General features: G+C 72.6%; 25 protein-coding genes, 2 tRNA genes and 1 riboswitch. Of the genes, 14 read left to right on the forward strand and 13 right to left on the reverse strand.

Annotated features, from left to right (window positions below):
• Positions 1–61: 61 nt before the first annotated feature.
• Together EDF64_RS00500 and msrA are read right to left on the reverse strand one after the other, a co-directional pair.
• Positions 62–328 (reverse strand): methyltransferase, encoded by a 267-nt coding sequence (locus tag EDF64_RS00500; protein ID WP_243736184.1) that lies wholly within the window; start codon positions 326–328, stop codon positions 62–64.
• Between the two features lie 37 nt (positions 329–365).
• Complete coding sequence (msrA, locus tag EDF64_RS00505) at positions 366–893, reverse strand: peptide-methionine (S)-S-oxide reductase MsrA (RefSeq protein WP_133518159.1); 528 nt, start codon at positions 891–893, stop codon at positions 366–368.
• Between the two features lie 166 nt (positions 894–1059).
• Here msrA and EDF64_RS00510 point away from each other — a divergent pair, with 166 nt between their 5' ends.
• Positions 1060–1326, forward strand: a complete 267-nt coding sequence (locus EDF64_RS00510; protein ID WP_133518160.1) for a hypothetical protein — start codon at positions 1060–1062, stop codon at positions 1324–1326.
• Positions 1327–1448: 122 nt separating this feature from the next.
• Positions 1449–2870, forward strand: a complete 1422-nt coding sequence (locus EDF64_RS00515) for a hypothetical protein (RefSeq protein ID WP_133518161.1) — start codon at positions 1449–1451, stop codon at positions 2868–2870.
• Positions 2871–2940: 70 nt separating this feature from the next.
• Here EDF64_RS00515 and EDF64_RS00520 read toward each other — a convergent pair.
• Positions 2941–3013, reverse strand: a tRNA-Arg gene (locus EDF64_RS00520).
• A 14-nt stretch (positions 3014–3027) separates the two neighbouring features.
• On the reverse strand, positions 3028–3588 hold the full coding sequence (locus EDF64_RS00525) for an AAA family ATPase (protein WP_133518162.1): 561 nt from the start codon (positions 3586–3588) through the stop codon (positions 3028–3030).
• A gap of 107 nt (positions 3589–3695) precedes the next feature.
• Here EDF64_RS00525 and EDF64_RS00530 point away from each other — a divergent pair, with 107 nt between their 5' ends.
• Genes EDF64_RS00530 through EDF64_RS00540 form a run of 3 tightly spaced genes read left to right on the forward strand, consistent with a single transcriptional unit; the run spans position 3696 to position 6969 of the window.
• Positions 3696–4562 carry a cytidylyltransferase domain-containing protein gene (locus EDF64_RS00530; protein ID WP_133518163.1) on the forward strand — a complete coding sequence of 289 codons (867 nt, stop codon included), beginning with the start codon at positions 3696–3698 and terminating at the stop codon, positions 4560–4562.
• Positions 4559–5431 carry an N-acetylneuraminate synthase family protein gene (locus EDF64_RS00535; protein WP_133518164.1) on the forward strand — a complete coding sequence of 291 codons (873 nt, stop codon included), beginning with the start codon at positions 4559–4561 and terminating at the stop codon, positions 5429–5431. The genes EDF64_RS00530 and EDF64_RS00535 overlap by 4 nt, the downstream gene beginning before the upstream one ends.
• Positions 5428–6969 (forward strand): DUF6716 putative glycosyltransferase, encoded by a 1542-nt coding sequence (locus EDF64_RS00540; protein WP_133518165.1) that lies wholly within the window; start codon positions 5428–5430, stop codon positions 6967–6969. The genes EDF64_RS00535 and EDF64_RS00540 overlap by 4 nt, the downstream gene beginning before the upstream one ends.
• On the opposite strand, the gene EDF64_RS00545 is transcribed toward EDF64_RS00540, so the two are convergent.
• Both EDF64_RS00545 and EDF64_RS00550 read right to left on the reverse strand, forming a co-directional pair.
• Positions 6913–7173: a thioredoxin family protein gene (locus EDF64_RS00545; RefSeq protein WP_133518166.1), complete on the reverse strand. Its 261-nt coding sequence runs from the start codon at positions 7171–7173 to the stop codon at positions 6913–6915. The two genes, EDF64_RS00540 and EDF64_RS00545, sit on opposite strands and share 57 nt — an antisense overlap.
• A 29-nt stretch (positions 7174–7202) precedes the next feature.
• Positions 7203–7493 carry a hypothetical protein gene (locus EDF64_RS00550; RefSeq protein WP_071293695.1) on the reverse strand — a complete coding sequence of 97 codons (291 nt, stop codon included), beginning with the start codon at positions 7491–7493 and terminating at the stop codon, positions 7203–7205.
• A gap of 61 nt (positions 7494–7554) precedes the next feature.
• Here EDF64_RS00550 and EDF64_RS00555 point away from each other — a divergent pair, with 61 nt between their 5' ends.
• From EDF64_RS00555 to EDF64_RS00575, 5 genes are all read left to right on the forward strand, one after another.
• Positions 7555–8019, forward strand: coding sequence for a MarR family winged helix-turn-helix transcriptional regulator (locus EDF64_RS00555; RefSeq protein WP_133518167.1), 465 nt, complete (start codon positions 7555–7557; stop codon positions 8017–8019).
• Complete coding sequence (locus tag EDF64_RS00560; RefSeq protein ID WP_133518168.1) at positions 8016–9257, forward strand: MFS transporter; 1242 nt, start codon at positions 8016–8018, stop codon at positions 9255–9257. Before EDF64_RS00555 ends, EDF64_RS00560 begins: the two co-directional genes overlap by 4 nt.
• An 834-nt stretch (positions 9258–10091) precedes the next feature.
• Positions 10092–10730: an oligoribonuclease gene (orn, locus tag EDF64_RS00565; RefSeq protein WP_133518169.1), complete on the forward strand. Its 639-nt coding sequence runs from the start codon at positions 10092–10094 to the stop codon at positions 10728–10730.
• 75 nt (positions 10731–10805) lie between these two features.
• Positions 10806–10878 (forward strand) — tRNA-His (locus tag EDF64_RS00570).
• A 214-nt stretch (positions 10879–11092) separates the two neighbouring features.
• Complete coding sequence (locus EDF64_RS00575) at positions 11093–11437, forward strand: metallopeptidase family protein (RefSeq protein ID WP_243736217.1); 345 nt, start codon at positions 11093–11095, stop codon at positions 11435–11437.
• A gap of 224 nt (positions 11438–11661) precedes the next feature.
• Here EDF64_RS00575 and EDF64_RS00580 read toward each other — a convergent pair whose 3' ends face one another.
• The gene (locus EDF64_RS00580; protein ID WP_133518171.1) at positions 11662–12939 is read right to left on the reverse strand and encodes an acyl-CoA dehydrogenase family protein; all 1278 of its coding nucleotides are present in this window, start codon (positions 12937–12939) and stop codon (positions 11662–11664) included.
• The gene (locus EDF64_RS00585; protein ID WP_133518172.1) at positions 12936–14363 is read right to left on the reverse strand and encodes an LLM class flavin-dependent oxidoreductase; all 1428 of its coding nucleotides are present in this window, start codon (positions 14361–14363) and stop codon (positions 12936–12938) included. The genes EDF64_RS00580 and EDF64_RS00585 overlap by 4 nt, the downstream gene beginning before the upstream one ends.
• Before the next feature lie 102 nt (positions 14364–14465).
• On the opposite strand from EDF64_RS00585, the gene EDF64_RS00590 reads away from it, so the two are divergent.
• A complete protein-coding gene (locus EDF64_RS00590) occupies positions 14466–15875 on the forward strand; it encodes an MFS transporter (RefSeq protein ID WP_243736185.1) in 1410 nt (469 codons plus the stop codon).
• A gap of 133 nt (positions 15876–16008) precedes the next feature.
• On the opposite strand, the gene EDF64_RS00595 is transcribed toward EDF64_RS00590, so the two are convergent.
• The 5 genes from EDF64_RS00595 to EDF64_RS00615 form a co-directional block, all read right to left on the reverse strand.
• Positions 16009–16575, reverse strand: a complete 567-nt coding sequence (locus EDF64_RS00595; RefSeq protein WP_133518173.1) for an ATP-binding protein — start codon at positions 16573–16575, stop codon at positions 16009–16011.
• Positions 16568–17383 (reverse strand): energy-coupling factor transporter transmembrane component T family protein, encoded by an 816-nt coding sequence (locus EDF64_RS00600; RefSeq protein ID WP_243736186.1) that lies wholly within the window; start codon positions 17381–17383, stop codon positions 16568–16570. The genes EDF64_RS00595 and EDF64_RS00600 overlap by 8 nt, the downstream gene beginning before the upstream one ends.
• Positions 17380–19002 carry an ABC transporter ATP-binding protein gene (locus EDF64_RS00605; protein WP_133518174.1) on the reverse strand — a complete coding sequence of 541 codons (1623 nt, stop codon included), beginning with the start codon at positions 19000–19002 and terminating at the stop codon, positions 17380–17382. Before EDF64_RS00605 ends, EDF64_RS00600 begins: the two co-directional genes overlap by 4 nt.
• Positions 18999–19640, reverse strand: coding sequence for an ECF transporter S component (locus tag EDF64_RS00610; protein ID WP_133518175.1), 642 nt, complete (start codon positions 19638–19640; stop codon positions 18999–19001). The genes EDF64_RS00605 and EDF64_RS00610 overlap by 4 nt, the downstream gene beginning before the upstream one ends.
• A riboswitch (TPP riboswitch) is annotated at positions 19637–19746 on the reverse strand. Its footprint overlaps the gene before it by 4 nt.
• 82 nt (positions 19747–19828) lie before the next feature.
• Positions 19829–20152, reverse strand: coding sequence for a hypothetical protein (locus EDF64_RS00615; RefSeq protein WP_133518176.1), 324 nt, complete (start codon positions 20150–20152; stop codon positions 19829–19831).
• A gap of 128 nt (positions 20153–20280) precedes the next feature.
• Between EDF64_RS00615 and glgX the strand changes: the two genes are divergently transcribed.
• From glgX to treZ, 3 genes are read left to right on the forward strand one after another with little or no spacing between them, the layout of a single operon-like run.
• Positions 20281–22518 (forward strand): glycogen debranching protein GlgX, encoded by a 2238-nt coding sequence (gene glgX / locus EDF64_RS00620; protein ID WP_133518177.1) that lies wholly within the window; start codon positions 20281–20283, stop codon positions 22516–22518.
• Positions 22515–24983, forward strand: coding sequence for a malto-oligosyltrehalose synthase (gene treY / locus EDF64_RS00625; RefSeq protein WP_133518178.1), 2469 nt, complete (start codon positions 22515–22517; stop codon positions 24981–24983). The genes glgX and treY overlap by 4 nt, the downstream gene beginning before the upstream one ends.
• On the forward strand, positions 24980–26734 hold the full coding sequence (gene treZ / locus EDF64_RS00630) for a malto-oligosyltrehalose trehalohydrolase (RefSeq protein ID WP_133518179.1): 1755 nt from the start codon (positions 24980–24982) through the stop codon (positions 26732–26734). Before treY ends, treZ begins: the two co-directional genes overlap by 4 nt.
• The last annotated feature ends 99 nt before the right edge of the window (positions 26735–26833 follow it).

The raw sequence follows: 26833 nt of genomic DNA on the forward strand, positions 1-26833 counted from the left end.
CGGACGTCGCGCGGCCGGTCCCCGATCAGTGCGCGCTGCCTGCTCAGTGCGCGCTCCCTGCTCAGTGCGCGCGGAACTCCGGGCGGTCGGCCAGCGGGCCGAGCGCGGCGTGGACCGCGCCCTTCGCGGACTCGAGCGACGGGTACGTCCCGCCGGAGCCGCTCCGGTTGTAGAGCTCGACGTGGAAGCCGTCGTCGGCTCGGTGGATGCTGCCCACCGCTCCGGCCGGCCCGACCGCCACCCACGTCCCCGTGCTGCTCGTCGTCGAGCCGCTCGTCGTGCCGTGCGTCGTGCCGTTCGTCGTGCCGTTCGTCGTGCCGTTCGTCATCGTTCGACCACCTCCTCGTGGCCCCGACGCCCGAGTCTCAGGACGCCAGGATGTACTGACTGTAGGCCTTGCGGACCTTGTTCACCTTGGGCAGCGCCACCGCGAGGCAGTAGCCCTGACCGGGGTTCTTCGCGAAGAAGTCCTGGTGGTACTCCTCCGCACGGGAGAAGGTACCGAGCGGCTCGATCGTCGTCACGATGCCACCGTCCCAGATGTCCGACGCACGCTGGATCGCCCGCTCGAACACCCCACGCTGCTCGTCGTCGGCGGGGAACATCGCCGAGCGGTACTGGGTGCCGACGTCGGCGCCCTGGCGGTTCAGCTGCCGCGGGTCGTGCAGCGTGAAGAACACGTCGAGGATGACGTCGGCCGGGATCACCGACTCGTCGAAGGTGACCGCGACGGCTTCGGCGTGACCGGTCGTGCCCGTGCACACCAGCTCGTACGAGGGGTTCGACGTCTCGCCGCCGACGTAGCCCGACACCACGTCCTGCACACCCTGGAGCGTGCGGTACACGGCGTCGAGACACCAGAAACATCCACCTGCGAGCACGAACGTGGTCATGGCGGCCAACCTACCTTCCCGGGCTCCGGACGAGCCGCGATCGGGGTCTTCCTCCTCCACAACCGGCAGCGGTGGCGGTGTGTTCCACCGGTTGCCCTCCGGCGCTCGGCGTGTCGGTGGTCGCCCGTAGCGTCGACCACACACCGACCGATGAGGAGGCACCACGATGCAGACGACGACCGAACCCGCACTGCGGATCCGCACCGTCCCCGTCGCCCGTTCGCGCGGTGACCTCCGGATCCTCGACGTGCGCGACGACCTGAGCCGGGTCACCCGCGCCAACGGCGAGATCGTCGGCTACGTGGACCGCGTCGACGTGGCCGGCGGCACCGCGTACCGCGCCCGACGGTACGTCTCCACCGAACGCCGGTTCGTCGAGCTGCCGAACGTGTGGTCGGCGGACGACGCCGTCGACTGCCTCCGCTGGGGCTGACGGTGGCCGCACGACCCTGCCCGTGCCGCATGATGTTCCACATCGGAAGCATGTCCGGTCATGTGGACGGAACGCCGTCCGGCCTCCCCGATGCCCGTCCGTTTCGTGAGTAGGGTGCGCGCATGGACTGGTGGAACGACCTGACCGACTGGATCTCCTCGGACAACGGCTGGCGCGTGATCTCCGGCGCGATCATCCCCTTCGTCGCGATCGTCGTCGCGGGGATCATCGCTGCCCTGATCGGCCGTGGTGCGACCAAGCGCGTGGTCGCGATGCAGGAGCGCGAGTCCCGCAACGCGGCCGTCGCCGCCGTCGTGTCGGCTGCCCGCAAGGCCGCGGCCTGGGGTTCGCTCGGGCACGACGAACGCGCCTACGCCGACCGCCTCGCCGAGGACGCCGACATCCGGCTCCGCCTCCTGCCGGTCACGGGCGCTCCGCTCGCCGCCAACTGGACCCAGCACGAGATCGCCGACATCAAGAAGAACTCGTCGACGTTCAGCTTCCAGGCCGAGCAGTCCCTGGCCGAGTTCCGGGAGCGCCTGCTCGAGTGGCAGGCCCGGCCGAGCAAGGCCCGCAAGCTCTTCAAGAGCGACCTCGAGCGCTGGAAGTTCGACTCCCCCGATCCCGACGCCGACCTCGTCACCCGCCAGCAGGAATGGAACGCGAACCAGAACGGCGGCGCCCGTCCGTCCGACACCGGTGCCCCGGCGGCTGCGGCTGCTCCGGCGGCCGAGCGTCCCACCCCCACGACGACGTCGCTCCGTCCGGCGCCCCAGCGGCCAGGAGGCACGCCCTCCTCCGCCACGTCGGCTCCGTCCGGCTCGGGCTCGGCGATCACGACTCCCGGCGGCGCTCCGGCCGCCGGCACGGCTTCCGCTGGCACGGCTCCGGCCGGTGCAGCTGCCGGTGCCGGTGCCGGTGCCGCTGCAGCGCAGGCCGCGGGCGCGGGCTTCTCGGTGAACCGGGGCGGTTCGGCTCAGGCCGACCCGAACGCGACCACCCCGATCTCGGACACGACCGCGTCGAACGCGACCACGCCGATCTCGGACGCGAACACGACGCGCGCGTACGGCGACGGGGCCACCCGGTCGTACGGCGACAGCACGCCGGTCCGTCCGACCCTCGGTTCGCCGGTGTCGCCCACCCGCTCCGCGGCCTCGGGTCCGAACTCGGCTCCGTTCACCGCGCCCGGGTCGGCACCTCGCTCGAACGCCGGCTCGGACACGGACAACGCCGACGCCGTCGACGACACCCGTGACGATGCTCACGGCACGGCCAGCGCAGCCGCCTCCCGTCCCGCCTCGGCCGGTTCCTCCGCGCCGTCGTCCGTCGCGGCGCCGACCTCGGCCGACGCCCACGTGAACCGCTCCCCGGAGGGGGGCGGTGGCGCCGACCCGCGCACGCCGAACACCACCTCGGTGCCGACCCGCATCGCCGACGCTCCTGCCGAGCCCGCCGACGCGAACGAGACCTCCGAAGCGCCGTACACGCAGCCGATCAGCGCCAGCGAACTCCGTCGTCGCGCCGCCGACGACGACGAGTGAGCGACTGACCGCCCCGCCACCGCCACGACCGAAGGCCGCCGTCCATCAGGACGGCGGCCTTCGTCGTCGGTGCCCCCGGCAGGAATCGAACCCGCGGCACGGTGGGTAGAAACCACCTGCTCTATCCACTGAGCTACGGAGGCGGACGGCCTCGATTCTATCCGCGGCCCCGATCGAGGTGCTGCACGAACCGATCGATCTCCCGCTGCGACCGGAGGCGCACGACCCGGAGGTGCGGTGCCTCGCGGACGAGCGACGGCACGCGCTGCCGAGTCGCGTTCCGGGTGCTGATCCCCCACCGCACGATGTGCCCCGGGTCGGTGAAGAATGTCCACAGCGAGGGCTCGACGTTCCCGTTCCACATCTCGATGCGGCGCAGCCGACGCCGGAGCGTCCGACGGATCAGTCGCCACAGCGCGACGTGGTTCGGCAGGTCGATCCAGACGAGGGTGTCCGCCCGCTCGGCGAGGAGCCCGCGCACGACGGTGTACTGCCACTCCGTGACCCATGCTGGCTCGCTCGTGTACGCCTCGACGTCGGCGACGAAGGTCTCCCGCGGCTGCCATCCCGGGCCGTGGTACAGCGCGTCGATCTCGGTGTGCGGGAGCCCGAGCACGTCGCCGATCCGCGCCGCGGTGGTGGTCTTGCCGACGCCGGTCGTCCCGGCCACGAGGACGCGACGTGGGGCCGGAACGAGGGGGTCATCGGCTCCGAGCATCCCTCGACCATAACGCGCGGCCTCGGCTGCGCGGGTTCCGGAACGGTTCGGCGTGCGTCTGCCTGACGTTCGCCTCCGAGCCACCGGCGCTTCGTAGCGTCCCGGTCATGCAGTCCTCCGGTCCCGTCGTCGCGGTGATCCCGGCCCGTGCCGGCTCGAAGGGCATCCCCGGCAAGAACCTCCGGTCGGTCGCCGGCCGCTCCCTGGTCCGGCGCGCCGTCGAGGCCGCCCGAGCCGCGTCGTCGATCGACGCCGTGGTGGTCTCGACGGACGGGGACGCCATCGCCGCCGAGGCACTCGACGCCGGTGCCCGGGTCGTCCGGCGTCCGACCGAGCTCGCGGGGGACGAAGCATCGTCGGAGTCGGCGGTCCTCCACGTGCTCGACGCCCTCGCGGCCGCGGGCGAGGAGCCCGAGGTGGTCGTCTTCCTGCAGGCCACGTCGCCGTTCACCGACCCCGCCGACCTCGACGCGGCGGTCGCCCGGGTGCGGGACGGTCACGCGGACGCGGTCCTCGCCGCCGTGCCCTCGCACGCCTTCCTGTGGCGGATCGACGCGGACGGCAGCGCGAGCGCAGTGAACCACGACGCAGCGGTCCGTCCACGTCGGCAGGACCGCGAGCCCGAGTTCCGCGAGACCGGCGCGTTCTACGCCTTCCGCGCCGACGGGTTCCGGCAGCACCGGCACCGGTTCCACGGCCGGGTGGAGCTCGTGGTCGTCGACGGGCGGGGCGCGATCGACATCGACGACCCGGCAGACCTCGCACTCGCCGACGCCCTGGCACCCCAGCTCGACCGGCACGGCGAACGCCCCGGCCGAGCCGACGCCCTGGCACCCCAGCTCGACCAGCACGGCGAACGCCCCGGCCGAGCCGACGCGCACGCGCCGCACCGCCACCAGAGCCAGCACCACCACCAGCACCACCCGCGCGCGGCAACCCTGCCGCACGCCCCCGCACCGAACGGAGCACCATGACCGTCAGCATCGGCACGTCCACCATCGGCGCCGGCCACCCCGCCTACCTCATCGGCGAGATCGGCCTGAACCACAACGGCGACGTCGACATCGCGAAGCGCCTCATCGACGTCGCGGCGGACGCCGGGCTGCAGGCCGTGAAGTTCCAGAAGCGCACGCCCGCGATCTCGACGCCGGAGCACATGAAGTCCACCCCGCGCAGCACCCCGTGGGGCGAGATGACGTACCTCGAGTACCGCTACCGGGTCGAGTTCGACCGCGACCAGTACATCGAGATCGGCGACCACGCGACCCTGCGCGGCCTGGACTGGTTCGCGTCGCCGTGGGACGAGCCGTCCGTCGACTTCCTCGAGGACCTCAACGTCATCGCGTACAAGATCGCTTCGGCGTCGGTGACCGACCTCGGCCTGCTCGCCGCGGTCGCCGCGACCGGCAAGCCCGTCATCCTGTCCACCGGCATGTCGACGCTCGAGCAGATCGACCGCGCCGTCGAGACGCTCGGCACCGGACGCCTGGTGCTCATGCACGCCACCTCGACGTACCCGCTCCCCGCCGAGGAGGCGAACCTCCGCATGATCGACACGCTCGCCAGCCGGTACGCGGGCGTCCCCGTCGGGTACTCCGGCCACGAGCCCGGGCTGCAGATCTCGATCGCGGCCGTCGCCCTCGGCGCCACGGCCGTGGAGCGGCACATCACGCTCGACCGGACGATGTGGGGCTCCGACCACGCCGCCTCGCTCGAGCCGCACGGGCTGCAGACCCTGGCGCGCGACGTCCGGATCATCGAGTCCGCCCTCGGCGACGGCGTCAAGCGGGTCATGCCCGGCGAGCGGGCACCGCTCGCGAAGCTGCGCCGCGTCGGCGCGTGACCGGCGCGGACGAGACCAGCAGCGCCCTGGACCGTCACGTCGTCGGGGGCGAGCCGGCCGACGGACTGGAGGCGCGCCTCCAGTCCGGTACGTCACCCCGCGTCCGACGCGTGGTCGGCCTGGTCGACACCGACTCGTTCGCGAAGTGGGGCGCCCACCTGCTCGCCACCGCGCCCGCGCACTGGGACCTCGAGCTGCTCACCGTGGCGACGCCGCAGTCCGCGAGCCGGGCGCAGCTCCGCTCGGCGTTCCGGGGGCTCGACGAGCGGTTGGCGCACCTCCGTGCGGCACCGCCGGCGCCGCTCGACGTCGACGCGGTCGTGGAGCGGCTGCGGCAGGACCCACCGGATGCCGTCCTGGTGTCCCTGATCGGGCCGGTCGCGGAACTCGTCATCGGCGAGGTGCACCGACGGGTGCCGCGCCGACCGGTGCTCGTGACGGGGCTGCCGGGCATCTCGTTCCCGGCGAAGTGGAAGGGCGTGTTCTTCCGCGCCCGCGCTGACCTGTTCGTGCTGCACAGTCACCGCGAGGTCCGCGCGTACGAGGAGCTCGCCCGCGAGGGCGGCGTCGAACCGCACTTCGCGCTCGCCACGCTGCCGTTCGCGCGCCGGGCTGTTGCTGCTCCGACTGCGACTCCAGTCCGCGACGCGGTCGTGTTCGCGGCGCAGCCGAGCGTCCCCGCGGAGCGCACCGACCGCGCGCGCATCGTCGGCTGGCTCGCCGAGACCGCACGACGGCACCCCGAGTGGCGCGTCGTGATCAAGGTGCGCGCCGCGGCGGGCGAGCACCAGACCCACCGGGAGCAGGACCCCTACCCGGACCTGGTGCCGACGGACGCGCCGGCGAACCTGGTCGTCGAGAGCGGGCCGATGGCGGACCACCTCGACCGCGCGGTCGCGCTCGTGACGGTCAGCTCGACGGCCGTGCTCGAGGCGGTCGCCCGGGGTGTGCCGGCCCTCACGCTCACCGACTTCGGGATCGGACGGCAGCTGATCAACGAGGTGTTCGTCGGCAGCGGCCTCGAGGGCGACTCGATCGACCTCGTCGACGGGCGGTTCGGCTCGGTGCGGCCGGAGTGGATGCACGACAACCACTTCCACCCGGCGGAGGACGACGACTGGGTGGCCCGGACCGAGGCGCTGATGGCGCTCCGCGACGGCGGTGCGCTCGTGGACCGACCGGGCGCTCGACGCAGTCGCGGTGGTGTGCTCCGACGAGCGTGGGAGCGGAAGAACGCCCTCGGGGCGGCTGACCGGAGCGTGCTCGGGGCCGTCGCGCTGGTGATCGGGGCGCCGGTGCGGACGGCGAAGCGTGTCGTCCGGCAGGTCGTCCGGCTCGTCCGGCCGCCGGAGACGCCGGTGCTGCGGCCGCCGACGAACCAGCGGGCGGGTCGTGGCGGCGCGGGCGGGTCAGAGCCGGCGCTCGGGTCAGAGCCGGCGCTCGGGTCAGAGCCGGCGCTCGGGTCAGCGCGGGCGCTCGGGTCAGAGCGCCTTGGCGATCGCCAGGAGCAGTTGGTCCCGGGTGGGGACACCCGGTGAACGGAAGACCTCGGCACCGTCGTCCCGCCGCACGATGATCGTGGGGGTCGACCGGATGCCGAGGTCCTCCGCCTGCTCCGGGCGGTTCGCCACGTCGCGTTCGGTCAGCTGCAGCCCGGGGACGAGCGCCGATGCCTCGGCCGACACCCGGCGGGCGGCGGCACACGGCGCACAGAAGGCGGACGTCCAGAGGTCGAGCTGCATGTGATCGTGCAACGCGGCGGTGCGGGGTTCTACTCCCGGTCGAACTCGCCGCTGCGGTCGCCGCGGTCGGCCAGGTCGTCGACGGGGTCGGACTCGCCCGGGACGTACTCGAACTCGGCGGAGGTCTGGTCGAGCACCTGGCGGGACTTGGTCTGCCGGTAGGTGAACGCGGTCTGGAGGCCCTCGACGTCAGCGAACACCGTGATCTCGTCGTCCAGCGCGTCGCTCGTCGCGGTGCGGGTGTCGGTCGTGCCGTCGAAGGGACCGCCGTGGAAGATCGCGGTGTACTCGTCGCCTTCGTGGATGGTGATGTCGCTCATGCATCCCTTCTACCAGGCCGCGGCTGTTGACTGATGCATAGCCTGGCTATATAGTTCAGCTATGGAACCGAGTCGCGACCAGACCATCGAGACGCTGCTCGTGTCGGTCAACCGCCTGATCCGGACTGCCGCACAGGCCGCGGGCAGCACGACGTCCTCGGCAGTCTGGCGCACGCTCGGCATCCTCGAGACCGACCAGCCGCTCCGCCTCGGCGAACTCGCTGCCGCATCCCGCGTCGCACAGCCCACGATGACCCGGCTCGTCGCGGGCATGCTCGCCGACGGACTCATCTCGCGCACCGTCGACCCCGACGACTCCCGCGGGCAGCTCATCGAGATCACCCCGGCCGGGCACGACCGCCTCGTCGAGTGGCGCGCCACCCTCACCAGCACCGTCGGGCCGCTCTTCGCGGACCTCGACGACGACGACTGGGACGTCCTGCACGAAGCGGCGGCCATCATCGCGTCGCGGACGAGCACCCGATCCCCCGCGACACCACCCACCAGAACGGAGACGCACGCGTGAACGCCCACGCACCTGCCGGTCAGTCCGGCTCCATCCTCAAGCAGTCATCGGCGGTCTGGGCGATCGCCTTCGCCTGCGTCGTCGCCTTCATGGGCATCGGCCTCGTCGACCCCATCCTCCCCGCGATCGCCGCGTCCCTGAAGGCAACGCCGGCACAGACCGAGCTGCTCTTCACGAGCTACCTCGCCGTCACGGGCGTCGCCATGTTCTTCACCAGCTGGGTCTCCAGCCGCATCGGCGCGAAGAACACCCTGCTCATCGGGCTCGCTCTCATCGTGCTGTTCTCGGTGCTCGCGGCGACGTCGAACAGCGTGTGGAGCATCATCGACTTCCGCGCCGGCTGGGGCCTCGGCAACGCGCTCTTCATCTCCACCGCACTCGCGACGATCGTCGGGGCAGCGTCCGGCGGCACCGCGTCCGCGATCATCCTGTACGAGGCCGCACTCGGTCTCGGCATCGCCGTCGGCCCCCTCGTCGGAGGGCTGCTCGGCTCGGTGAGCTGGCGCGGCCCGTTCTTCGGCGTCACGACGCTCATGGCCATCGCGTTCATCGCGATCGTCGTGCTCCTCAAGACGAAGAACCTCGAGAAGCCAACCCCCACGAAGCTCTCGGCACCGTTCCGCGCGCTCGGGCGTCCGGCGCTCGCCGCCCTCGCCGCGACCGCGCTCTTCTACAACATCGGCTTCTTCGTCCTGCTCGCCTACACGCCGTTCCCGCTGGGCTTCGGTGCACTCGGCATCGGCTTCACCTTCTTCGGTTGGGGTGTCGGGCTCGCCGTCACCTCGGTCTGGGTCGCGCCGATGCTCACCGCCCGTCTCCGCAGGACCACGGTGCTGAAGATCGCGCTGCCGCTCCTCGCGCTCGACCTGTTCGCCGCGGCCGTCGTCGTCGGGTCGCAGGTGGGTCTCATCATCTGCGTCGTCATCGGCGGCCTCGTGCTCGGTGTCCTCAACACCGTCCTCACCGAGTGCGTCATGGAGGCCACGGACCTCCCCCGCTCCGTGGCCTCGAGCGCGTACTCGGCCGTCCGCTTCATCGGCGGCGCCATCGCCCCGCCGGTCGCCACACTCCTCGCCGATGCCTACGCCCCCTCGGCCGCGTACGTGTTCGCCGGGCTGTCCGTCGCCGTCGCGTTCGTCGTCGTGGTCTGCACCACGAAGGTGCTCCGGCGGGTCGACGACGGCGCGGAACCCGAGCGGGTCGAGGCCGAGGCGATCTCCGCCGGCGAGATGTCCTAGCCCGCCCTGCACGAGCAGGCGCCCTGCGCGAGCGGGCGAGATGCCAGGGTCCGCCACACGGCGACCCCGGCATTCCGCCCGCTCGTTCGCGCGCGTGCGGAGCGTCCCGGGAGCGAACCCCGTGGCGGATCCCCGCGGCGTCGATCCCCCTCTCGCGAGCGGGCGGAACTCCCGGGTGCGCCCGGCGGACGACCCCGACGTTCCGCCCGTTCGACTCAGCGGCAGCCGTCCGCACGACGAGCGGGCGGAAACGCTCCGTGCGCCCGACGGGCGACCCTGGCATTTCGCCCGCCCGGCACCGCGGGGCTGCCCCGGCAGCGCCGGCACGACGAACGGGCGGGAACGCGGGGTGCGTCCGGCGGGCGACCCTGGCATTTTGCCCGTTCGGCGCTGCGGGGCTGCCCCGGCAGCGCCGGCACGACGAGCGGGCGGGAACGTTCGGTGCGTCCGGCGGGCGACCCTGGCATTTCGCCCGCCCGGCGTCGAGGGCCGACCCGGTAGCACCGGCGCGACGAGCGGACGGGAACGTTCGGTGTGCCCGACGGGCGACCCTGGCATTTCGCCCGTTCGGCGTCGCGGGGCTGCCCCGGCAGCGCCGGCGCGACGAGCGGGCGGGAACGTTCGGTGTGCCCGACGGGCGGCCCTGGCATTTCGCCCGCTCGGCGGCGGCGGGCGGGGCGGGGTGGGGGCGACCGCCTGGAGGCGCGGGGCGGGACGGCGGGCGGGTGGCGGGCCTCCAGGCCGGGGCGTCGACCACCCGTGGGACCGGACGAGCAGACGGGGACGGCGGCACGCGCGCCGGAGGCGGCGGCCTCGCGGAATAGGATCGAGGGCATGGCTACTGCGAACGACCGCCTCGTCTGGATCGACTGCGAGATGACGGGCCTCGACCTCCAGGTCGACGAACTCGTCGAGGTGGCCGTGGTCGTCACCGACTTCGACCTCGTCCCCGTGCACCCCGGCTTCGACATCGTGATCAAGCCCGACCAGTCGGCGCTCGACAACATGAACGAGTTCGTGACGAACATGCACACGACCTCGGGGCTCATCGACGAGATCCCGAACGGGGTCTCCCTGGCGGACGCCGAGTACCAGGTGCTGGAGTACATCCTCCAGCACGTGCCGGCCGAGGGCTCCGCCCCGCTCGCCGGCAACACGATCGGCACCGACCGCGCGTTCCTGTCGAAGTACATGCCCCGCGTCGACGGCCACCTGCACTACCGGAGCGTGGACGTCTCCAGCATCAAGGAGCTCTGCCGTCGCTGGTTCCCGCGCGTGTACTTCAACGCGCCGGAGAAGCACGGTGGGCACCGGGCGCTCGCGGACATCCTCGAGTCGATCCGCGAGCTCGAGTACTACCGCCGCGCGGGCTTCGTCGCCGAGCCGGGGCCGAGCACCGACGACGTGCGTGCCGTGCAGGCCGAGGTCGTGGCGAAGTGGGAGCCGCGGCTCGCGCAGCCCGCGTCCGAGTAGCGACACGCGTGGTCGGATCCGGGCGCGGCATGTACTACTATTGAGTGGTCGCGCCGGTCCGCCGGTGTGTGCATGGTGGATATAGCTCAGTTGGTAGAGCGCCTGGTTGTGGTCTAGGAGGTCGCGGGTTCGAGACCCGTTATTCACCCCGGTCGAGGGAGAGTCCTGTTGCGTGTGACGCAACCAAGGGCTCTCCCTCAGTGTTTGTTGGGGCGCCTCCGGCGCTGTGCGGCTGCGCCGCGAGGCAGGCGCGGGGCAGTCTCGAGCTCGGCGCGAGCTCGGCTCGAGCGAGGCGCGTGCAGTGCGCGAGCGGGACGCGAGGCAGGCGTGGGGTCAGCCCGGTGTGGGACGATCCACCCGTGATGGAGATGTCCCTCGACGACTTCGAGCAGCTCGTGACCGACGAACTCGACCTGCTGCCCGACGAGATGGTCGACGGCCTCGACAACGTGGTCTTCGTCGTCGAGGACGAACCCGAGGACGGCTCCGAGCTGTTCGGCGTGTACGACGGCATCGCAGCGACCGAGCGCGGGCAGTACGGCTTCGGCGAGCTCCCGGACCGGATCGTGGTGTTCCGGAAGCAGCACCTCGCCGAGTGCGACACCCTCGACGAGCTCAAGGACGAGGTGCACACCACCCTCGTGCACGAGATCGGGCACTTCTACGGGATCGACGACGAGCGCCTGCACGAGCTCGGCTGGGCGTAGGCGCCCAGCCGGCGCACCCGGCACCGGGCACCCGGCGGGCGGCGGGCGGCGCCCGAGTTTCGGGCTCAGCGACATTCCTCGGGCCCACGAGCGCGAGAACTGTCGCTCACCGCGAAACCTCGCGCCGCGCCCGCCAGCGCCGCGCCCGCGCCCGCGGCAGCCCGCAGCCGGCAGCCCGCCGCACGCAGCCCGCAGCCCGCAGCCCGCAGCCGAGCCGCCGCCCCTCAGAATCGCGTCGGCCCCACCTCGTGGTACTTCTCCCACGCGTCCACCGGCCCCCGCCCGTGCAGCACGTACTCCCCCACGAGCCGCTCCTTGTAGACGGCGGGGTTGTGCGACGCCACCACGCGGGCGTTCCGCCAGTGCCGGTCCAGCGCACGCGTCCGGTCGGCCGCGGAGGCTCCCCCGACCTCGAACAACTCGGACGCCGCCCGGAGCACCCGCGGCCCGATCTCGACCTGCGCCTGGTAGACCGCGTTCTCGGCGGCGTCCAGCAGGGCGTGGTCGACGCCGACCCCGGGCTCGTTCGTCGCGACGACCTCGTCGAGCAGCCCCGCGGCGGCGACGACGAGTGACCGTGCGGTGAACGCCCCCGCGGACAGCCGTCCGAGGATCGCCAGCACCTGCGGGTCGTCGCCCGGCCGTGCGGCGTTCGCGTGGATGTACGTCCGGGCCCGCGGCCGCACGAACGCCACGGCGTCGTCGACGACGGCCTGCCCGATGCCCGCCAGGACCGCCAGCAGGTACAGCTGGTAGAAGGCCTGGATGTGCGACAGCGGGGCGTCCCGGTAGGCCGACACCACCGATGCGTCGACGGTCACCCCGTCGAACACGGTCGTGCCGGAGGCGGTCAGCCGCTGCCCGAAGCCGTCCCAGTCGTCGACCGAGGTCACGCCGGGAGCATCGGTCGGCACCGCGAACGTCACGCGCTCACCGGACCGGTCGGCTGCCAGGTAGATCCAGTCCGAGTAGAGCGTGCCCGTCGAGTAGAACTTCCGCCCGTCGAGCCGGAGCGAGCCCGGGTCGGCCGGCGTCACGGTCGTCGAGATGTCGGCGAGGGTCGTGCCGGTCCGCTCCGAGGTCGCGTTCCCGATGATCGCCCCGTCGACGATGCGTTGGAGCCACTCGTCCCGTCCGGCCGACGATGGCCGCAGCAGCACGAGTTCGGTGTACCCGAAGTGCCCGCGCCACAGGTGCGCGATGTTCGAGTCCGCCGCCGCCAGGTCCGCCACCAGGTGCGCGAGTTCGACCAGGGTCACACCGAACCCGCCGCGGTCCTCGGGCACGCGCAGGCGTCCGAACCCGGCGTCGGCGAGCGCCCGCACCTCGTCGTGCGGCAGCGGCCGGTCGCCCGGCGTCCCCGACGCCAGCTCACGATCGACCGCCCCCTCGCGGATCCGTCCGAACACGGGTGCGAACCGTTCGCGCAGCTCCGTCAGGCGGGTGCGCGGCACGGCCTGGAGGCGCGGCTCGGCCCCGGCCTCGGTCCTCGCGTCCGTCATGCGGTCACCTCCACGGCGTCGCGCGCCTCGGTCGCGCCGGCTCCGGCGGCTCCGCCCGTGAACGCCCCGCGCCAGCGCCGTGCCGGGTGCGAGTCCGGCAGCTGGGCGTGGCCGAACAGCTTCTCGCGCAGGGTGCCCTCGCGGTACTCGGACTGCATGAGTCCCCGTTCCTGCAGGGTCGGCGCGATGTGGTCGACGAACTCCTCGTAGGAGCCGGGCAGCGTCCAGTTGATGACGTTCACGCCGTCGACCCCGACCCGCTGCCAGTCGGCGAGCTCGTCGGCGATCTGCTCGGGCGTCCCGACGACGCGGGCCCGGAGCTTGGCGGACAACCGTGCGAGGTCGGCGATGGTCGGTTCGCGGTCGCCCGCCGCTTCGCGGAGCCACTGCAGGTGCGACTGCCCGGCGTGGGTCCGGACCTCGGAGAGCGGCGTCGCGGGGTCGAGGGCCTCGCCGGTGTCCGGGTCGAACCCGAGGTTCGAGTGCACCAGGAAGCCGTCCGCCGCCAGGTACTCGTCGATCTCCGCCTCCTTCGCCTTCGCTTCTGCCTCGGTGGAGCCGGTGACGAAGGTGAGTCCGAGGAAGAACGCGATGTCGTCGCGGTCCCGGCCGGCTGCCGCGGCGAGGTCGCGGGTCTCGCGGATGAGCTGCTCGGTGGCGTCGCGGTTCGACGTCAGGATGAACTGCGCCTCGGCGTTCCGTGCGGCGAACGCACGACCGGCCGGCGAGGACCCGGCCTGGAACAGCACGGGCGTCCGCTGCGGGCTCGGTGCGCTGAGGTGCGGCCCCTGCACGTCGTAGCGCGTGCCGTGGTGGTCGATCCGGTGCACCTTGTCCGGGTCGGCGTAGCCGCGGACCGGGTCCTTGAGGACGGCGCCGTCCTCCCACGATCCCTCCCAGAGCTTCGCGCAGACCTCCAGGTACTCCTCGGCCCAGACGTACCGCTCGTCGTGCTCCTCGAGCCGGTCCTGTCCGAAGTTCCGGGCGGCGCTGTCGAGCGCGCTCGTGACGACGTTCCAACCGATCCGGCCCCGGGTGATGTGGTCGAGGGTGGAGACCTTGCGGGCGAAGTCGAACGGGTGCGACTGGATGACGCTCGACGTGAAGGCGAGCCCGAGGTTCTCCGTCGACACGGCGAGCGCGGAGAGCAGCACCGACGGGTCGTTCGAGGGGATCTGCAGCCCCTCGCGGAGGTTCGTCGAGTAGTCGCCGCGCGCCGGGCCGTAGGTGCCGACGACGTCGGCGAAGAACACCGCGTCGAACTTGCCGCGCTCGAGCGTCTTCGCCAGGTCGGTCCAGAGCGTCACGTCGTCGAAGTCGGACTGCCGGGCGTCGGGGTGCCGCCAGAGGCCGTGCTGGATGTGCGACGTCGTGTTCATGACGAAGGCCGCGAAGCGCAGCGGACGGTTCGGTCGATCGCTCATGCACTCCATGTTCCCCGTCGGGCCGTCGGCAGGGGCTGCGACGTGACCCCGCGTTACGCGGGGTGTTCCCCGGGGCGCCGGACCCGGCCATGCTCCTGAGGCATGCCGACCCCGAAGACCGCAGCCGCGCCTCCAGGCCGTCCCGTCGCACCGTCCACCACCGCGACCCGTCGTCGTGTCGCCCTGGCGTCCTTCGTCGGGACGACCGTCGAGTACTACGACTTCTACCTGTACGCGACCGCGTCGGCGCTCGTGTTCGCGCCCACCTTCTTCCCGTCCGTGACGCCCGCGGTCGGCGTCATCGCGTCGTTCGCGACCTACGGCGTCGGCTTCGTGGCCCGGCCGCTCGGCGGGGTCATCGCCGGCCACCTGGGTGACCGGATCGGGCGGAAGAAGCTGCTCGTGGCGTCGCTCGTGCTGATGGGGATCGCGTCGACGCTCATCGGGGTGATCCCGTCCGCCTCGACGATCGGCGTCGGCGCCGTGGTCGCGCTCGTGTTCCTGCGGTTGCTGCAGGGCGTCGCGGCCGGCGCGGAGTGGGGCGGGTCGGCGCTGCTGTCGGTCGAGCACGCTCCTGCGCGGCACCGGGGCCTCTTCGGGGCGTTCACGCAGATGGGGTCGGCGGGCGGGATGCTGCTCGCGACCGGGGTGTTCACGCTCGTGCGGGCGCTGCTCGGCAACGAGGCGTTCCTGGCGTGGGGCTGGCGGCTGCCGTTCCTGTTCTCGGCCGTGATCGTGGCGGTCGGGCTCGTGATCCGGCTCGGCGTGCAGGACGCACCGGTGTTCCAGGAGCTCCGGGCGTCCGGCGGGGTCGAGCGGTTCCCGGTGTGGCAGGCGATCCGGCAGCACCCTCGGTCGATCCTCGTCACCGCGGGGCTGCGGCTCGTGCAGCCGGCGCTGTACTCGATCCTGACGACGTACTCGCTGACCTACCTCGGCACCGTGCGAGGTCCCGCGGGTTCCTCCGCCGGGCTGCAGGCCGTGCTCGTGATCTCGGCGGTGTCGCTCGTGTCGACGCCGTTCTGGGGCTGGCTGTCCGACCGGGTCGGGCGACGGGTGCTCACCATCTGGTCGGCGGTCGGGATCGCCGTGCTCATCTGGCCGTTCTTCGCGTTCCTCGACGCCGGGCCGCTCGTGCTGCTGCCGCTCGTGGCGCTCATCGGGATGTGCGTGTTCCACGACAGCATCTACGGGCCGCAGGCGGCGTGGTTCGCGGAGCAGTTCCCGACCGGTCGGCGCTACTCGGGGATGTCGCTCGGGTACCAGATCGGGTCGATCTTCTCCGTCGGGCTCACCCCGCTGCTGGCGGCCGTGTTCGTGGAGCTGGGCGGGGGCTCGCCGTGGATCCTGTGCGCGTACCTCGGGGTGTACGCGGTGCTGAGCATCGTGGCGGCGGTGTTCGCGGTGGACCCGGTGGCCGCGGCGCGGCGGGCGGGGGCGGGCGGTGGCGGCGCGGGCGCGGCGGCGGCGGCGGACGCAGCGGACGCGGCGGCAGGCCGAGTTTCGGCCTGAGCGACAGTTCACGCGCGCCGGAGCCCGAGAAGTGTCGCTGGGCGCGAAACTCGGGCGCGACCGCTTGCCGCCCGCGCCCGCCCGGCGCCGCCCGCGCCCGCTGCGCGCCGCGCGCTCCCGCCGCGCTCTGCCCCTACGTCCGCAGCACCACGTCGGCCAGGGCCGCGGGCCCCTCGGCAGCGATGAACGCCGACTCCTGCGCGGCCCACCGCTCCCACTCGCGCGCGAACACCTCGCCGTCCCGACCGATCGCCCGCTGCCACCGCGTGTCGTCGTCGGCCTCGAGCCACACTCGCAAGGACGCGAACGGCGCCGATGCCCGCGACAGCGCACCGCACCCCTCGACGACGATCGGGGCGTCGGGGTCGAGCGGGACCCAGTCGGTCGGAGCACCGGCAACCCAGTCCCAGCGCCGGTAGCCGCTCGGCTCCCCGAGGACGTCGGTCACCACGGCCTCGGCGGCGGCGCGGAGGCCGTCCCAGCCGGGGTAGACGTCGTCGAGGTGCACGATCTGCGCTCCGAGATGCGCGGCGACGGCGTTCCCGAGGGTGGTCTTGCCCGTGCCGGAACGCCCGTCGACGAGCACGACGAGGCGCTGGTTCCCGCGCGCAGCGGCAGCGCCGGCAGCAGCGGCGGCGAGGGACTCCGCAGCGGCGGTCCCGGTGGCACCAGCCCCGACGCCCGCCTCCCGCTCAGCCACGCCACGTCCCCGCGACCACCGCGACCGCGATCGACACCAGCCCGACGCCGACGAGCACCCCGACCATCGCCCACTCTGGCCCCGCGAACCGCGCGGTCCGCGCCCACGTGCGCCTGCCGGGAGCCCCGAACCCCCGCGACTCCATCGCCACCGCGAGGGTCGTCGCCCGCCGCAGCGCCAGCACGAGCAGCGCGAACGCCATCGAGGCCCCCCGCCGCAGCCGTCCGGTGTCGGCCACCCCTCGCGCCCGTCGTGCCATGCCGAGCTGCCGCCAGTCGTCGCCCAGGAGCGTCACCATCCGGAGCGCGGCGAGCGCCCCGAGCACGAACCGCGCCGGCAGCCGCAGCAGTTGCGCGAGACCGTCGGCGAGGTCGGTGGGGTCCACCCGGACGAACAGGGCGACGGCGGGGATCCCCACCGCGAGCACGCGCAGCGCCGTGGCGAGCGCGAGCGTCAGCGACCCGTCGGTGACGTGCGCGAAGCCGAAGTCGAACCACTCCCGCCCGGAGGGTCGCCCGTACAACGCGATGCTCACCGCCGTCAGCGGCACCGCCACGAGCACGGGCGACGTCCGCAGCAGCAGGGTGCGCGGCGGGATCCGCAGGAGCGGCAGGAGCAGGACTTCCAGGGCGAGCGCGACGGCTGCGGACACCACGTCGAGACTCAGGACGAGGCACACCCCGAGCGCCATCACCCCGAGGAGCGACGCAACCGGCTGCACACCACGCGTCGTCGGGACGGTCGCGCCGGTACGGCCTGGAGGCGCGGATCGCCCGGGCAGGTCGGCCGACGTCCCGGGGGCGGTCACCGTTCCACCCCCGGCTCGGCCGGCGTGCGGAGCGCGGGCTCTGCACCCGTGCCGCTGAGGACGACCTCGTCGGCGTCGAGCGCCCGCACGAGGTCCTGGTCGTGTGTGATCGCCACGATCGCGGTCCCGGCGTCGGCGAGTGCTCCGAGCCGGTCGACCACGGCTTGCCAGGTCGCTCGGTCCTGCCCGGAGGTCGGTTCGTCGAGCACGACGACGGGCGGCCGTGCGGCGACCACGGTCCCGATCGCGAGTCGACGTTGCTCGCCGCCGGACAGGGTGAAGGGGTTCGCGTCCGCGAGGTGCGCGAGACCGAACGCCCGGAGCAGTTCCTCGACGCGCTCGGCGACGACGTCGGGTCCGTGGCCGAGGGCCGTCGGGCCGACGGCGAGCTCCTCGCGGACGGTGCGGGCGACGAACTGGTGCTCGGGGTCCTGGAAGACGGTGCCGATGCGGGCGGCCAGCTGGCGGCTCGTCCACGCGACGGGGGCGTCCCCGATGCCGTCGGCGAGGGCCGGAGTGGCGCGCAGTGTCCCGTCGACGGGGCGGAGGAGCCCGGCCAGCGTGAGGCCGAGCGTCGACTTGCCGACGCCGTTCGGCCCCGTCACGGCGAGCACTCGGCCGGCCCGGACCTCGAGGTCGATCCCGCTCCCCACGCGCTGCCGCTTCCCCCGTGCCGTTCCGAGCCCGCGCGCCGAGAGCAGCACCTCCCCGCCGCCCGCCCAGCCGCCCGCCCCGCCGAGCGGGCGAAGTCCCTCGGTGGCCCCGGCGGCCGACCCCGGCATTTCGCCCGTTCGTCCGGGCGGGCGCTGCCCCCGGGCCGAACCCCGCGCCGGCTCCGACCCCGGCACCCACACGCCGGCGGCCGTCAGCGCTGCACCGTGCGAGGAGAGCACCTCCGCGGGCGGACCGTCGGCGACGACTCCCCCGGCGGGCTCGAGCAGCACGAGCCGGTCGACGAGGTCGAGCCACGTCCCGATCCGGTGCTCCACGACGAGCAGGGTGGCCCCGGTCTCGTCGAGCAGTGCCCGGACGGCGTCGTGCACCTGCGACACCCCCGACGGGTCGAGGTTGGCGCACGGTTCGTCCAGCACGAGCGCCCCGGGTCGCATCGCCAGCACGCCGGCGAGTGCCAGCCGCTGCCGCTGCCCGCCGGACAGCATCGTGGTGGACCGGTCGAGCGCCAGGTCGAGCCCGACGACGTCGAGCGCCGACCGCACCCGCTCCCAGATCTCGACGGGTGGGACGCCGGTGTTCTCGCACCCGAACGCGACGTCGTCCCCGACGCGCGACATCACGGTGTGGGCCTCGGGGTCCTGCATGACGAGGCCGACGCGCCCGCGGACCGCGCGGGGGTCGGCGCCGTCGACCAGGACCGAGCCCTGCACCGACGCGGCGGTGTCGTCGGTGTCGTCCGGTTCGTCGGGCAGCACGGCGGCGACGGCACGGAGGAGCGTGGACTTGCCCGCTCCCGAGGGTCCGACGATCGCGACGCGTTCCCCCGGCTCGACGGTCAGGTCGACCCCGCGGACCGCCCACGCGTCACGTCCGGCGTACCGCCAGCCCCAGTCGCGGAAGACGATGCGCGCCGGCCCAGCAGCGGCACCGGACACCGTGGTCACGCGACGGCGCGGGTCCCGCGCCTGGTGTGTTCACGGCCGGCGGCGAACGACGACAGCACGCCGGTCGCGGCGAGCGCCCGGACGAGGAGCCACGAGCCGACCCCGGCGATGACCGCACCGCCGACGACGCCGGACACGATGTACGCGGCCTTGAAGCCCGCGCTGTACCCGGGGTACCAGAGCACGGTGTCGTTGAGGCCCATCGCGAGTCCGGCTGCAGCCCCGGCGAGGACGATGACGGGCAGGCGGTACACGCGGTACAGGAACAGCGCGAGGACGAGCTCCGCACCGAGGCCCTGGACGAGTCCGGCCTCGAGCGTGAGCCAACCCCACTGGGTGCCGAGCAGCGCTTCGACGGAGGCGGCGACCATCTCGGCGTAGAGCGCCGCGCCGGGCTTCCGGACGATGATCGCGACGACGGGTCCGGCGATCAGCCAGACCCCGCCGAAGAACGCCTGCGTGCCGGGGAGCACGAGCGTCATCACGGCGCTGAGCGGCTCGTAGCCGAACTCCCACACCCTGAAGACGACGCCGATGGCGACCGCGAGGACGCTGGCGACGACGATGTCGACGACCCGCCAGCGGAGTGATCGCGTGACATGGGTGGACGGTACTGCTGGTGACGTGCGTACGGACATGGTTCTGGACTCCTCCCTGCGCCGGCATGATCCGGATCAGGTTCGACGGTCGGAGCGCCACTCGCTCCCTCTCAGCCCGGCGGTCCCGGACTCCCGTGTGTGTCCCGTCAGTGTAGACGCGGACGCGACCGCGTGACGGCCTGGAGGCGCGGTGCCAGCTGGCACCGCGCCTCCAGGCCGTCAGTGGGTCACTTCTTGAGGACGCGGACCAGCTTGCGCAGGACGGTGCCGGTCACCCAGATGACCGGGATGCTCACGGCCATCAGGGAGATGAGGTTCGGCTCGAACTCGAGGTCCTTGCCGGGGCGACGAACGTACGCGCCGACGGGGATCGATGCCCCGCCGCCACCGCCGCCACCGTTGTCGTCGCCGTCCCCGCCACCGCCGAAGCCGAACCAGGCGATGGACACCGGGATGAGGGTCTGGTCGCCGACCTCGACCGGGTCCCCGTAGTTGGTGGACACGCCGACGGGGCGCACCTTGTCTGCGATCTGCGTCACGATGTTGGCCATGCGCGCGAGGCTACTCGCCGGTTCCTCCACAGGCTGCGACGCGCTGGAACCGTCCACGGCTGGGGCTTGTCTGCGGACGCGGACGGCCCTCGCCGATATGTTGGCGCCACCCACAACTGGAGGATCGTTTGCACACCTGGCCCGGCAACCCGTACCCGCTCGGGGCGACCTACGACGGAAGCGGCACGAACTTCGCGCTCTTCAGCGAGGTCGCCGAGCGCGTCGAACTGTGTCTGTTCGACGACGACGGCAACGAGACCCGCGTCCCCCTGCTCGAGGTGGACGCCTACGTCTGGCACGCGTACCTCCCGAACGTCGGACCCGGACAGCAGTACGGCTTCCGCGTCCACGCGGACTACGACCCCGCGAAGGGGCTGCGCGCGAACCCCGCGAAGCTGCTGCTCGACCCGTACGCGAAGGCGACGAGCGGGGACATCGACTGGGACCAGTCGCTGTTCTCGTACACGTTCGGCGACCCCGACTCGACCAACGACGACGACTCTGCCTCGCACATGATGAAGGGCGTCGTCATCAACCCGTTCTTCGACTGGCAGGGCGACCGCGCACCGCGGACCCCGTACGGCGAGACGGTCATCTACGAGGCGCACGTCAAGGGCCTCACCGAGACGCACCCCGACGTGCCGGAAGAGCAGCGCGGCACCTACGCCGGCGTCGCGCACCCGGCGGTCATCGAGCACCTGAAGCGCCTCGGTGTGACGACGCTCGAGCTCATGCCCGTGCACCAGTTCGTGAACGACTCGACCCTGCAGGACAAGGGGCTGTCGAACTACTGGGGCTACAACACGATCGGGTTCTTCGCGCCGCACTCGCACTACTCGTCGTCCGGCGACCAGGGCCAGCAGGTCCAGGAGTTCAAGACGATGGTGCGCGAGCTCCACCGCGCGGGCATCGAGGTCGTCCTCGACGTCGTCTACAACCACACGGCCGAGGGCAACCACCTCGGCCCGACCCTGTCGTTCCGCGGCATCGACAACGCGGCGTACTACCGCCTCGTCGACGACGACCCGCGGTACTACATGGACTACACGGGCACCGGCAACTCGCTCAACGTCGGACACCCGCACTCGCTGCAGCTGATCCTCGACTCGCTCCGCTACTGGGTGACCGAGATGCACGTCGACGGCTTCCGCTTCGACCTCGCCTCCGCCCTGGCCCGCGAGTTCTACGAGGTCGACCGGCTGTCGGCCTTCTTCGAGCTCGTGCAGCAGGACCCGATCGTCTCGCAGGTGAAGCTCATCGCCGAGCCGTGGGACGTCGGCCCCGGCGGCTACCAGGTCGGCAACTTCCCGCCGCAGTGGTCGGAGTGGAACGGCAAGTACCGCGACACCGTCCGTGACTTCTGGCGCGGCGAGTCGTCGACGCTCGGCGAGTTCGCGTCGCGGATCTCCGGCTCGGCGGACCTCTACGAGCACGACGGCCGCACGCCCAAGGCGAGCATCAACTTCATCACCGCGCACGACGGCTTCACGCTGTACGACCTCGTCGCCTACAACGAGAAGCACAACGAGGCCAACGGCGAGGACAACAACGACGGTGAGAGCCACAACCGGTCGTGGAACTCCGGTGCCGAGGGGCCGACCGACGACGAGAGCGTGAACGCACTGCGTCTGCAGCGCCGCCGGAACTTCCTGGCGACGCTGCTGCTGAGCCAGGGCGTGCCGATGATCGCGCACGGCGACGAGCTCGGACGGTCGCAGTCCGGCAACAACAACGTCTACGCGCAGGATTCCGCGCTCAGCTGGATCGACTGGGACAGCGCCGACGAGGAACTGATCCAGTTCACCGCCGACGTCGTCAAGCTCCGGCACGACCACCCGACGTTCCGCCGCACCCGGTACTTCAACGGGCGCCCGGTCCGCCGTGGCGAGGGCGAGCCGCTGCCCGACGTGGTGTGGCTGACCCCCTCGGGCGATGCCATGGACCCCGAGGACTGGGACTCCGGCTTCGGCAAGAGCGTCGGGATGTACCTGAACGGCGAGGGCATCCGTGGGCGCGACTCCCGCGGTGAGCGCGTCACCGACGTCGCCTTCATCACGTACTTCAACGCCCACGACGACGTCGTGACCTTCACTCTGCCCCCGGAGGAGTACTCCCCCGGGTGGACGGTGCGGATCGACACCGCGAACCCCGGCGCCCGCGACGAGGTCATCGGTGCCGGCACCCCGCTCGACGTGCCGGCACGCTCGATGATCGTGCTCCGCGCCGAGCCCGACCACGAGGTCACGGTGACCCCGGTCGAGACCGACCCGGCACGACCGGCCACCCCGGCACCGCAGGACGCCGTCACACCGGCGAACCCGGCGGGGTCGACGGCTCCGTCCGACACCGCGGGCGGTCAGCAGTGACCGCCCGTCGGGTCCCGTCCTCCACCTACCGACTGCAAGTCACGCCGGACTTCGACCTGACGGCGGCGCAGGGCGTCGTCGACTACGTGCGCGACCTCGGGGCCGACTGGCTGTACCTGTCCCCGGTGCTGCAGGCCGAGCCCGGCTCGCAGCACGGCTACGACGTCGTCGACCACACCCACGTCGACACCGAGCGCGGTGGCGACGACGCGCTCCGTGCGCTCGCCGAGGCCGCGCACGGCGCCGGCCTCGGGGTCCTCGTCGACGTGGTGCCGAACCACGTCGGCGTGGCCACGCCGGAGGCGAACCCGTGGTGGTGGTCCCTGCTCGAACACGGGCAGGCCTCCCCCGTCGCCTGGGCCTTCGACGTCGACTGGCAGGCCGGGGACGGCAGGCTCCGCGTGCCGGTGCTCGACGACCGACTGCTCGATGCCGTCGAGCTGCGGGACGGTCGGCTGTACCTCGGCGACACCGCGTACCCGACCGCGCCCGGCACCGTGCAGGACGGCGACTCGGTCGAGGCCGTGCACGCCCGCCAGCACTACGAGTTCGTGCACTGGAAGCGCGCCGACCACGAGCTGAACTACCGCCGCTTCTTCGCGGTGAACACGCTCGCCGCAATCCGGGTCGAGGAACCCGAGGTCTTCGCGGCGTCCCACGCCACGATCGGCGCGTGGTTCCGCGACGGTCTCGTCGACGGGCTCCGCATCGACCACCCGGACGGCCTGTACGACCCCGCCGGGTACCTGCAAGACCTCGCCGAGCTGACGGGCGGCGCCTACACCCTCGTCGAGAAGATCCTCGAACCCGGTGAGCAGCTGCCGAGCTCGTGGCCCGTGGACGGCACGACCGGGTACGACGCCCTCGGCGTCCTCGACCGGGTGTTCGTCGACCCCGCCGGCGAGGAGACGCTCACCGCCGCATCGGGTGCCGAGCCGTCCGACTGGCAGCAGCTGACGCACGACACCCGGCGCGGCATCGCCGACGGCATCCTCGGCAGCGAGGTCGAGCGTCTCGCCCGACTGCTGCGCCCCGTCGCCGGCGAGCTGCCGCACGAGCGGGTCGTCGATGCCGTGGCCGAGGTCGTGGCATCGTTCGACGTCTACCGGACGTACCTGCCCGAGGGCGCCCACCACCTCATCGACGCCCTCGAGCGCGCGGCCGCGGCCCGTCCCGACCTCGACGACGTCATCGACCGGATCGCCCCGGCCCTCGTCGACCCGTCGAACGCCGCGGCCGTCCGGCTGCAGCAGACCAGCGGCATGGTGATGGCGAAGGGCGTCGAGGACACCGCGTTCTACCGGACCTCGCGGCTCACCAGCCTGAGCGAGGTCGGCGGCGACCCGAGCGTGTTCGCGGTCTCGGTGGCCGACTTCCACCAGGCGCAGCGCGACCGGCTCGGCAGCTGGCCGCACACCATGACGACCATGACGACGCACGACACCAAGCGCAGCGAGGACACGCGCGCCCGCATCGCCGTCCTCGCCGAGATCGGGCACGAGTGGTCGTCGGCGCTGGAGCGGCTGCAGTCCCTCGTCCCGCTCGAGGACGCCGTGTTCGCCGACCTGCTCTGGCAGGCCATCGTCGGTGCACGCCCGGCCAGCCGGGAGCGCCTGCACGCCTACGCCGAGAAGGCCTCGCGCGAGGCCGGGGACAGCACCACGTGGACCGAGCCGGACGAGGACTTCGAGCGCCGCATGCACGCGCTGGTCGACGCCGCGTTCGACGAGCCCGCCGTGGTCGCCGTGCTCGACGCCCTCGACGAGCGGATCGACGCCGCCGGGTGGTCGAACGGGCTCGCGCAGAAGCTCGTGCAGCTCACCGCGCCCGGCGTCCCCGACGTCTACCAGGGCACCGAGTTCTGGGACCGCTCCCTCGTCGACCCGGACAACCGCCGACCGGTGGACTACATCGAGCGTCGGCACGTGCTCGCCGAACTCGACGGCCCGGACGACGACGGCCCCGAGCGGCTGCCGTCGATCGGCCTCGACGGCGCGGCGAAGCTCCTCGTCACGAGCCGTGCCCTGCGGGTCCGCCGCGACCACCCGGAGCTCTTCACGCGGTACCTCGAGCTCGAGGCGACGGGCAGTGCGGCGGACCACGTGCTGGCGTTCGACCGCGGGGGTGCGGTGACCATCGCCACCCGCCTGCCGATCGGGCTCCGGCGCGTCGGCGGGTGGGGCGACACCCTGGTGCACCCGGCGCCGCTCGACCGGGTCGACCTGCTGACCGGTCGGCGCTACCCCGCGTCCCGCGGCATCGCCCTGTCCGAGGTCCTCGCCGACTACCCGGTGGCCCTGCTCGTCCCGACGCACGTCGTCGAGCCGACCGACCACGGCACCGAGACGGCCGACGTCTCCCGTCCGACGAACGGAACGGACGCCCGTGGGTCGGCCGCCCCCGGGTCGGCCGCACCCGAGTCCGACGCCCAAGCCGAGATCGACATCCTGGAGGGGCACGCATGACCGTTCCCGACCGCTACGGCGTCTGGGCCCCCGCTCCCGAGCGGGTGCGCCTCGTCGTCGACGGCACCGAGTACCCGCTGACGCGCGGCGCCGACGACTGGTGGACGACCGACGCGGTCCTCCCCCACGTCGGCGCACGCTACGGCTTCCGCATCGACGACGACGACGCCGTGCGGCCCGACCCGCGCAGCCGGTTCCAGCCCGAGGGGGTGCACGGCCCGTCCGAGGTCGTCGACCCCGCACGGTTCTCGTGGACCGACGAGGCCTGGACCGGGCGAGCGGCACGCGGCGGTGTCGTCTACGAGATGCACATCGGCACGTACACGCCCGAGGGCACCCTCGACGCCGCTGCCGCGAAGCTCGACCACCTCGTCGAGCTCGGCGTGGAGTTCGTCGAGCTCCTGCCGGTGAACGCCGTGAACGGCGAGTGGAACTGGGGCTACGACGGAGTCGGCTGGTTCGCCGTGCACGCCCCGTACGGCGGCCCGGATGCCTACGACCGGTTCGTCGACCGCGCGCACGCGCTCGGGCTCGGCGTCATCCAGGACGTCGTCTACAACCACCTCGGCCCGAGCGGCAACTACCTGCCCCTGTACGGCCCGTACCTGTTGCAGGGACTCGGCAACACGTGGGGCGACTCCGTCAACGTCGAGCACCCCGAGGTCCGTCGGTACGTGCTCGACAACGTGCGCATGTGGTTCCGCGACCACCACGTCGACGGGCTCCGCCTCGACGCCGTCCACGCGATCCGCGACACCACCCGCCCGCACGTGCTGCAGGCGATGGCGTCCGAGACGGACGCGTACTCGGCGTTCACCGGGAAGCCGCTCTCGCTCATCGCCGAGTCGGACCTCAACGACCCCGTGATGTTCCGTCCGCAGGAAGCCGCCGGGTACGGGCTCGCCGGGCAGTGGTCAGACGACTTCCACCACGCCGTGCACGTCGCGCTGACCGGCGAGACGAACGGCTACTACGGCGACTTCGCTCCGCTGTCCGCGCTGGCGAAGGTCCTGCAGCACGGGTTCTTCCACGACGGCACGTGGTCGTCGTTCCGGAAGCGCCGGCACGGCCGGCCGATCGACCGCGGGACCTCCCCGGCGACGGCCCTGGTGGTGGCGAACCAGAACCACGACCAGATCGGCAACCGCGCGGCGGGCGACCGCCTCGCGGCGAGCCTGACCGACGAGGGGCTCGTCATCGCCGCGGCGCTGACGCTGCTCGGCCCGTTCACGCCGATGCTGTTCATGGGCGAGGAGTTCGCCGCGACGACGCCGTGGCAGTTCTTCACCTCGCACCCGGAGCCCGAACTCGGCGAAGCGACGGCGAAGGGCCGCATCGCGGAGTTCGCCGAGCACGGCTGGGACGAGTCCGCGGTGCCGGACCCGCAGGACCCGACGACGTTCACGAACTCGAAGCTCGACTGGGCCGACGTCGACTCCGAACGGGGAGCGGCGATCCTCCGGGCCTACCGCGTGCTCATCGCCCTGCGTCGCACGGACCAGGCGTTCGTCGACCCGCGGTACGAGGCGAACGCGGTCCGCTTCAGCGAGGACCGGCGCTGGCTCGTGCTGACGCGGGGCCTGCTCGGGCCGGACGCCACTCCGGTGCACGTCGTGGTGAACTTCCTCGACGACGGCGCCGAGGTGCCGGTGCCGGGTGCCACGGGCGAGGAGCTCTACCGCTTCGGCGAGGCGGACGTCGCGACGGACTGCGTCCGCTTCACGGGGCGCGGCGTGGTCGTCCTGCGCTGAGCCCCGGCGCCCGACCCCACGTCCGGCCACGTCGACCTCCGGGGCCGTGAAAGCGACAGATCGCCGCGGAACATCCGCGGCGATTTGTCGTTTTCACAG

The organism is Curtobacterium flaccumfaciens, assembly GCF_004361695.1.
Lineage (GTDB): Bacteria > Actinomycetota > Actinomycetes > Actinomycetales > Microbacteriaceae > Curtobacterium > Curtobacterium flaccumfaciens_B.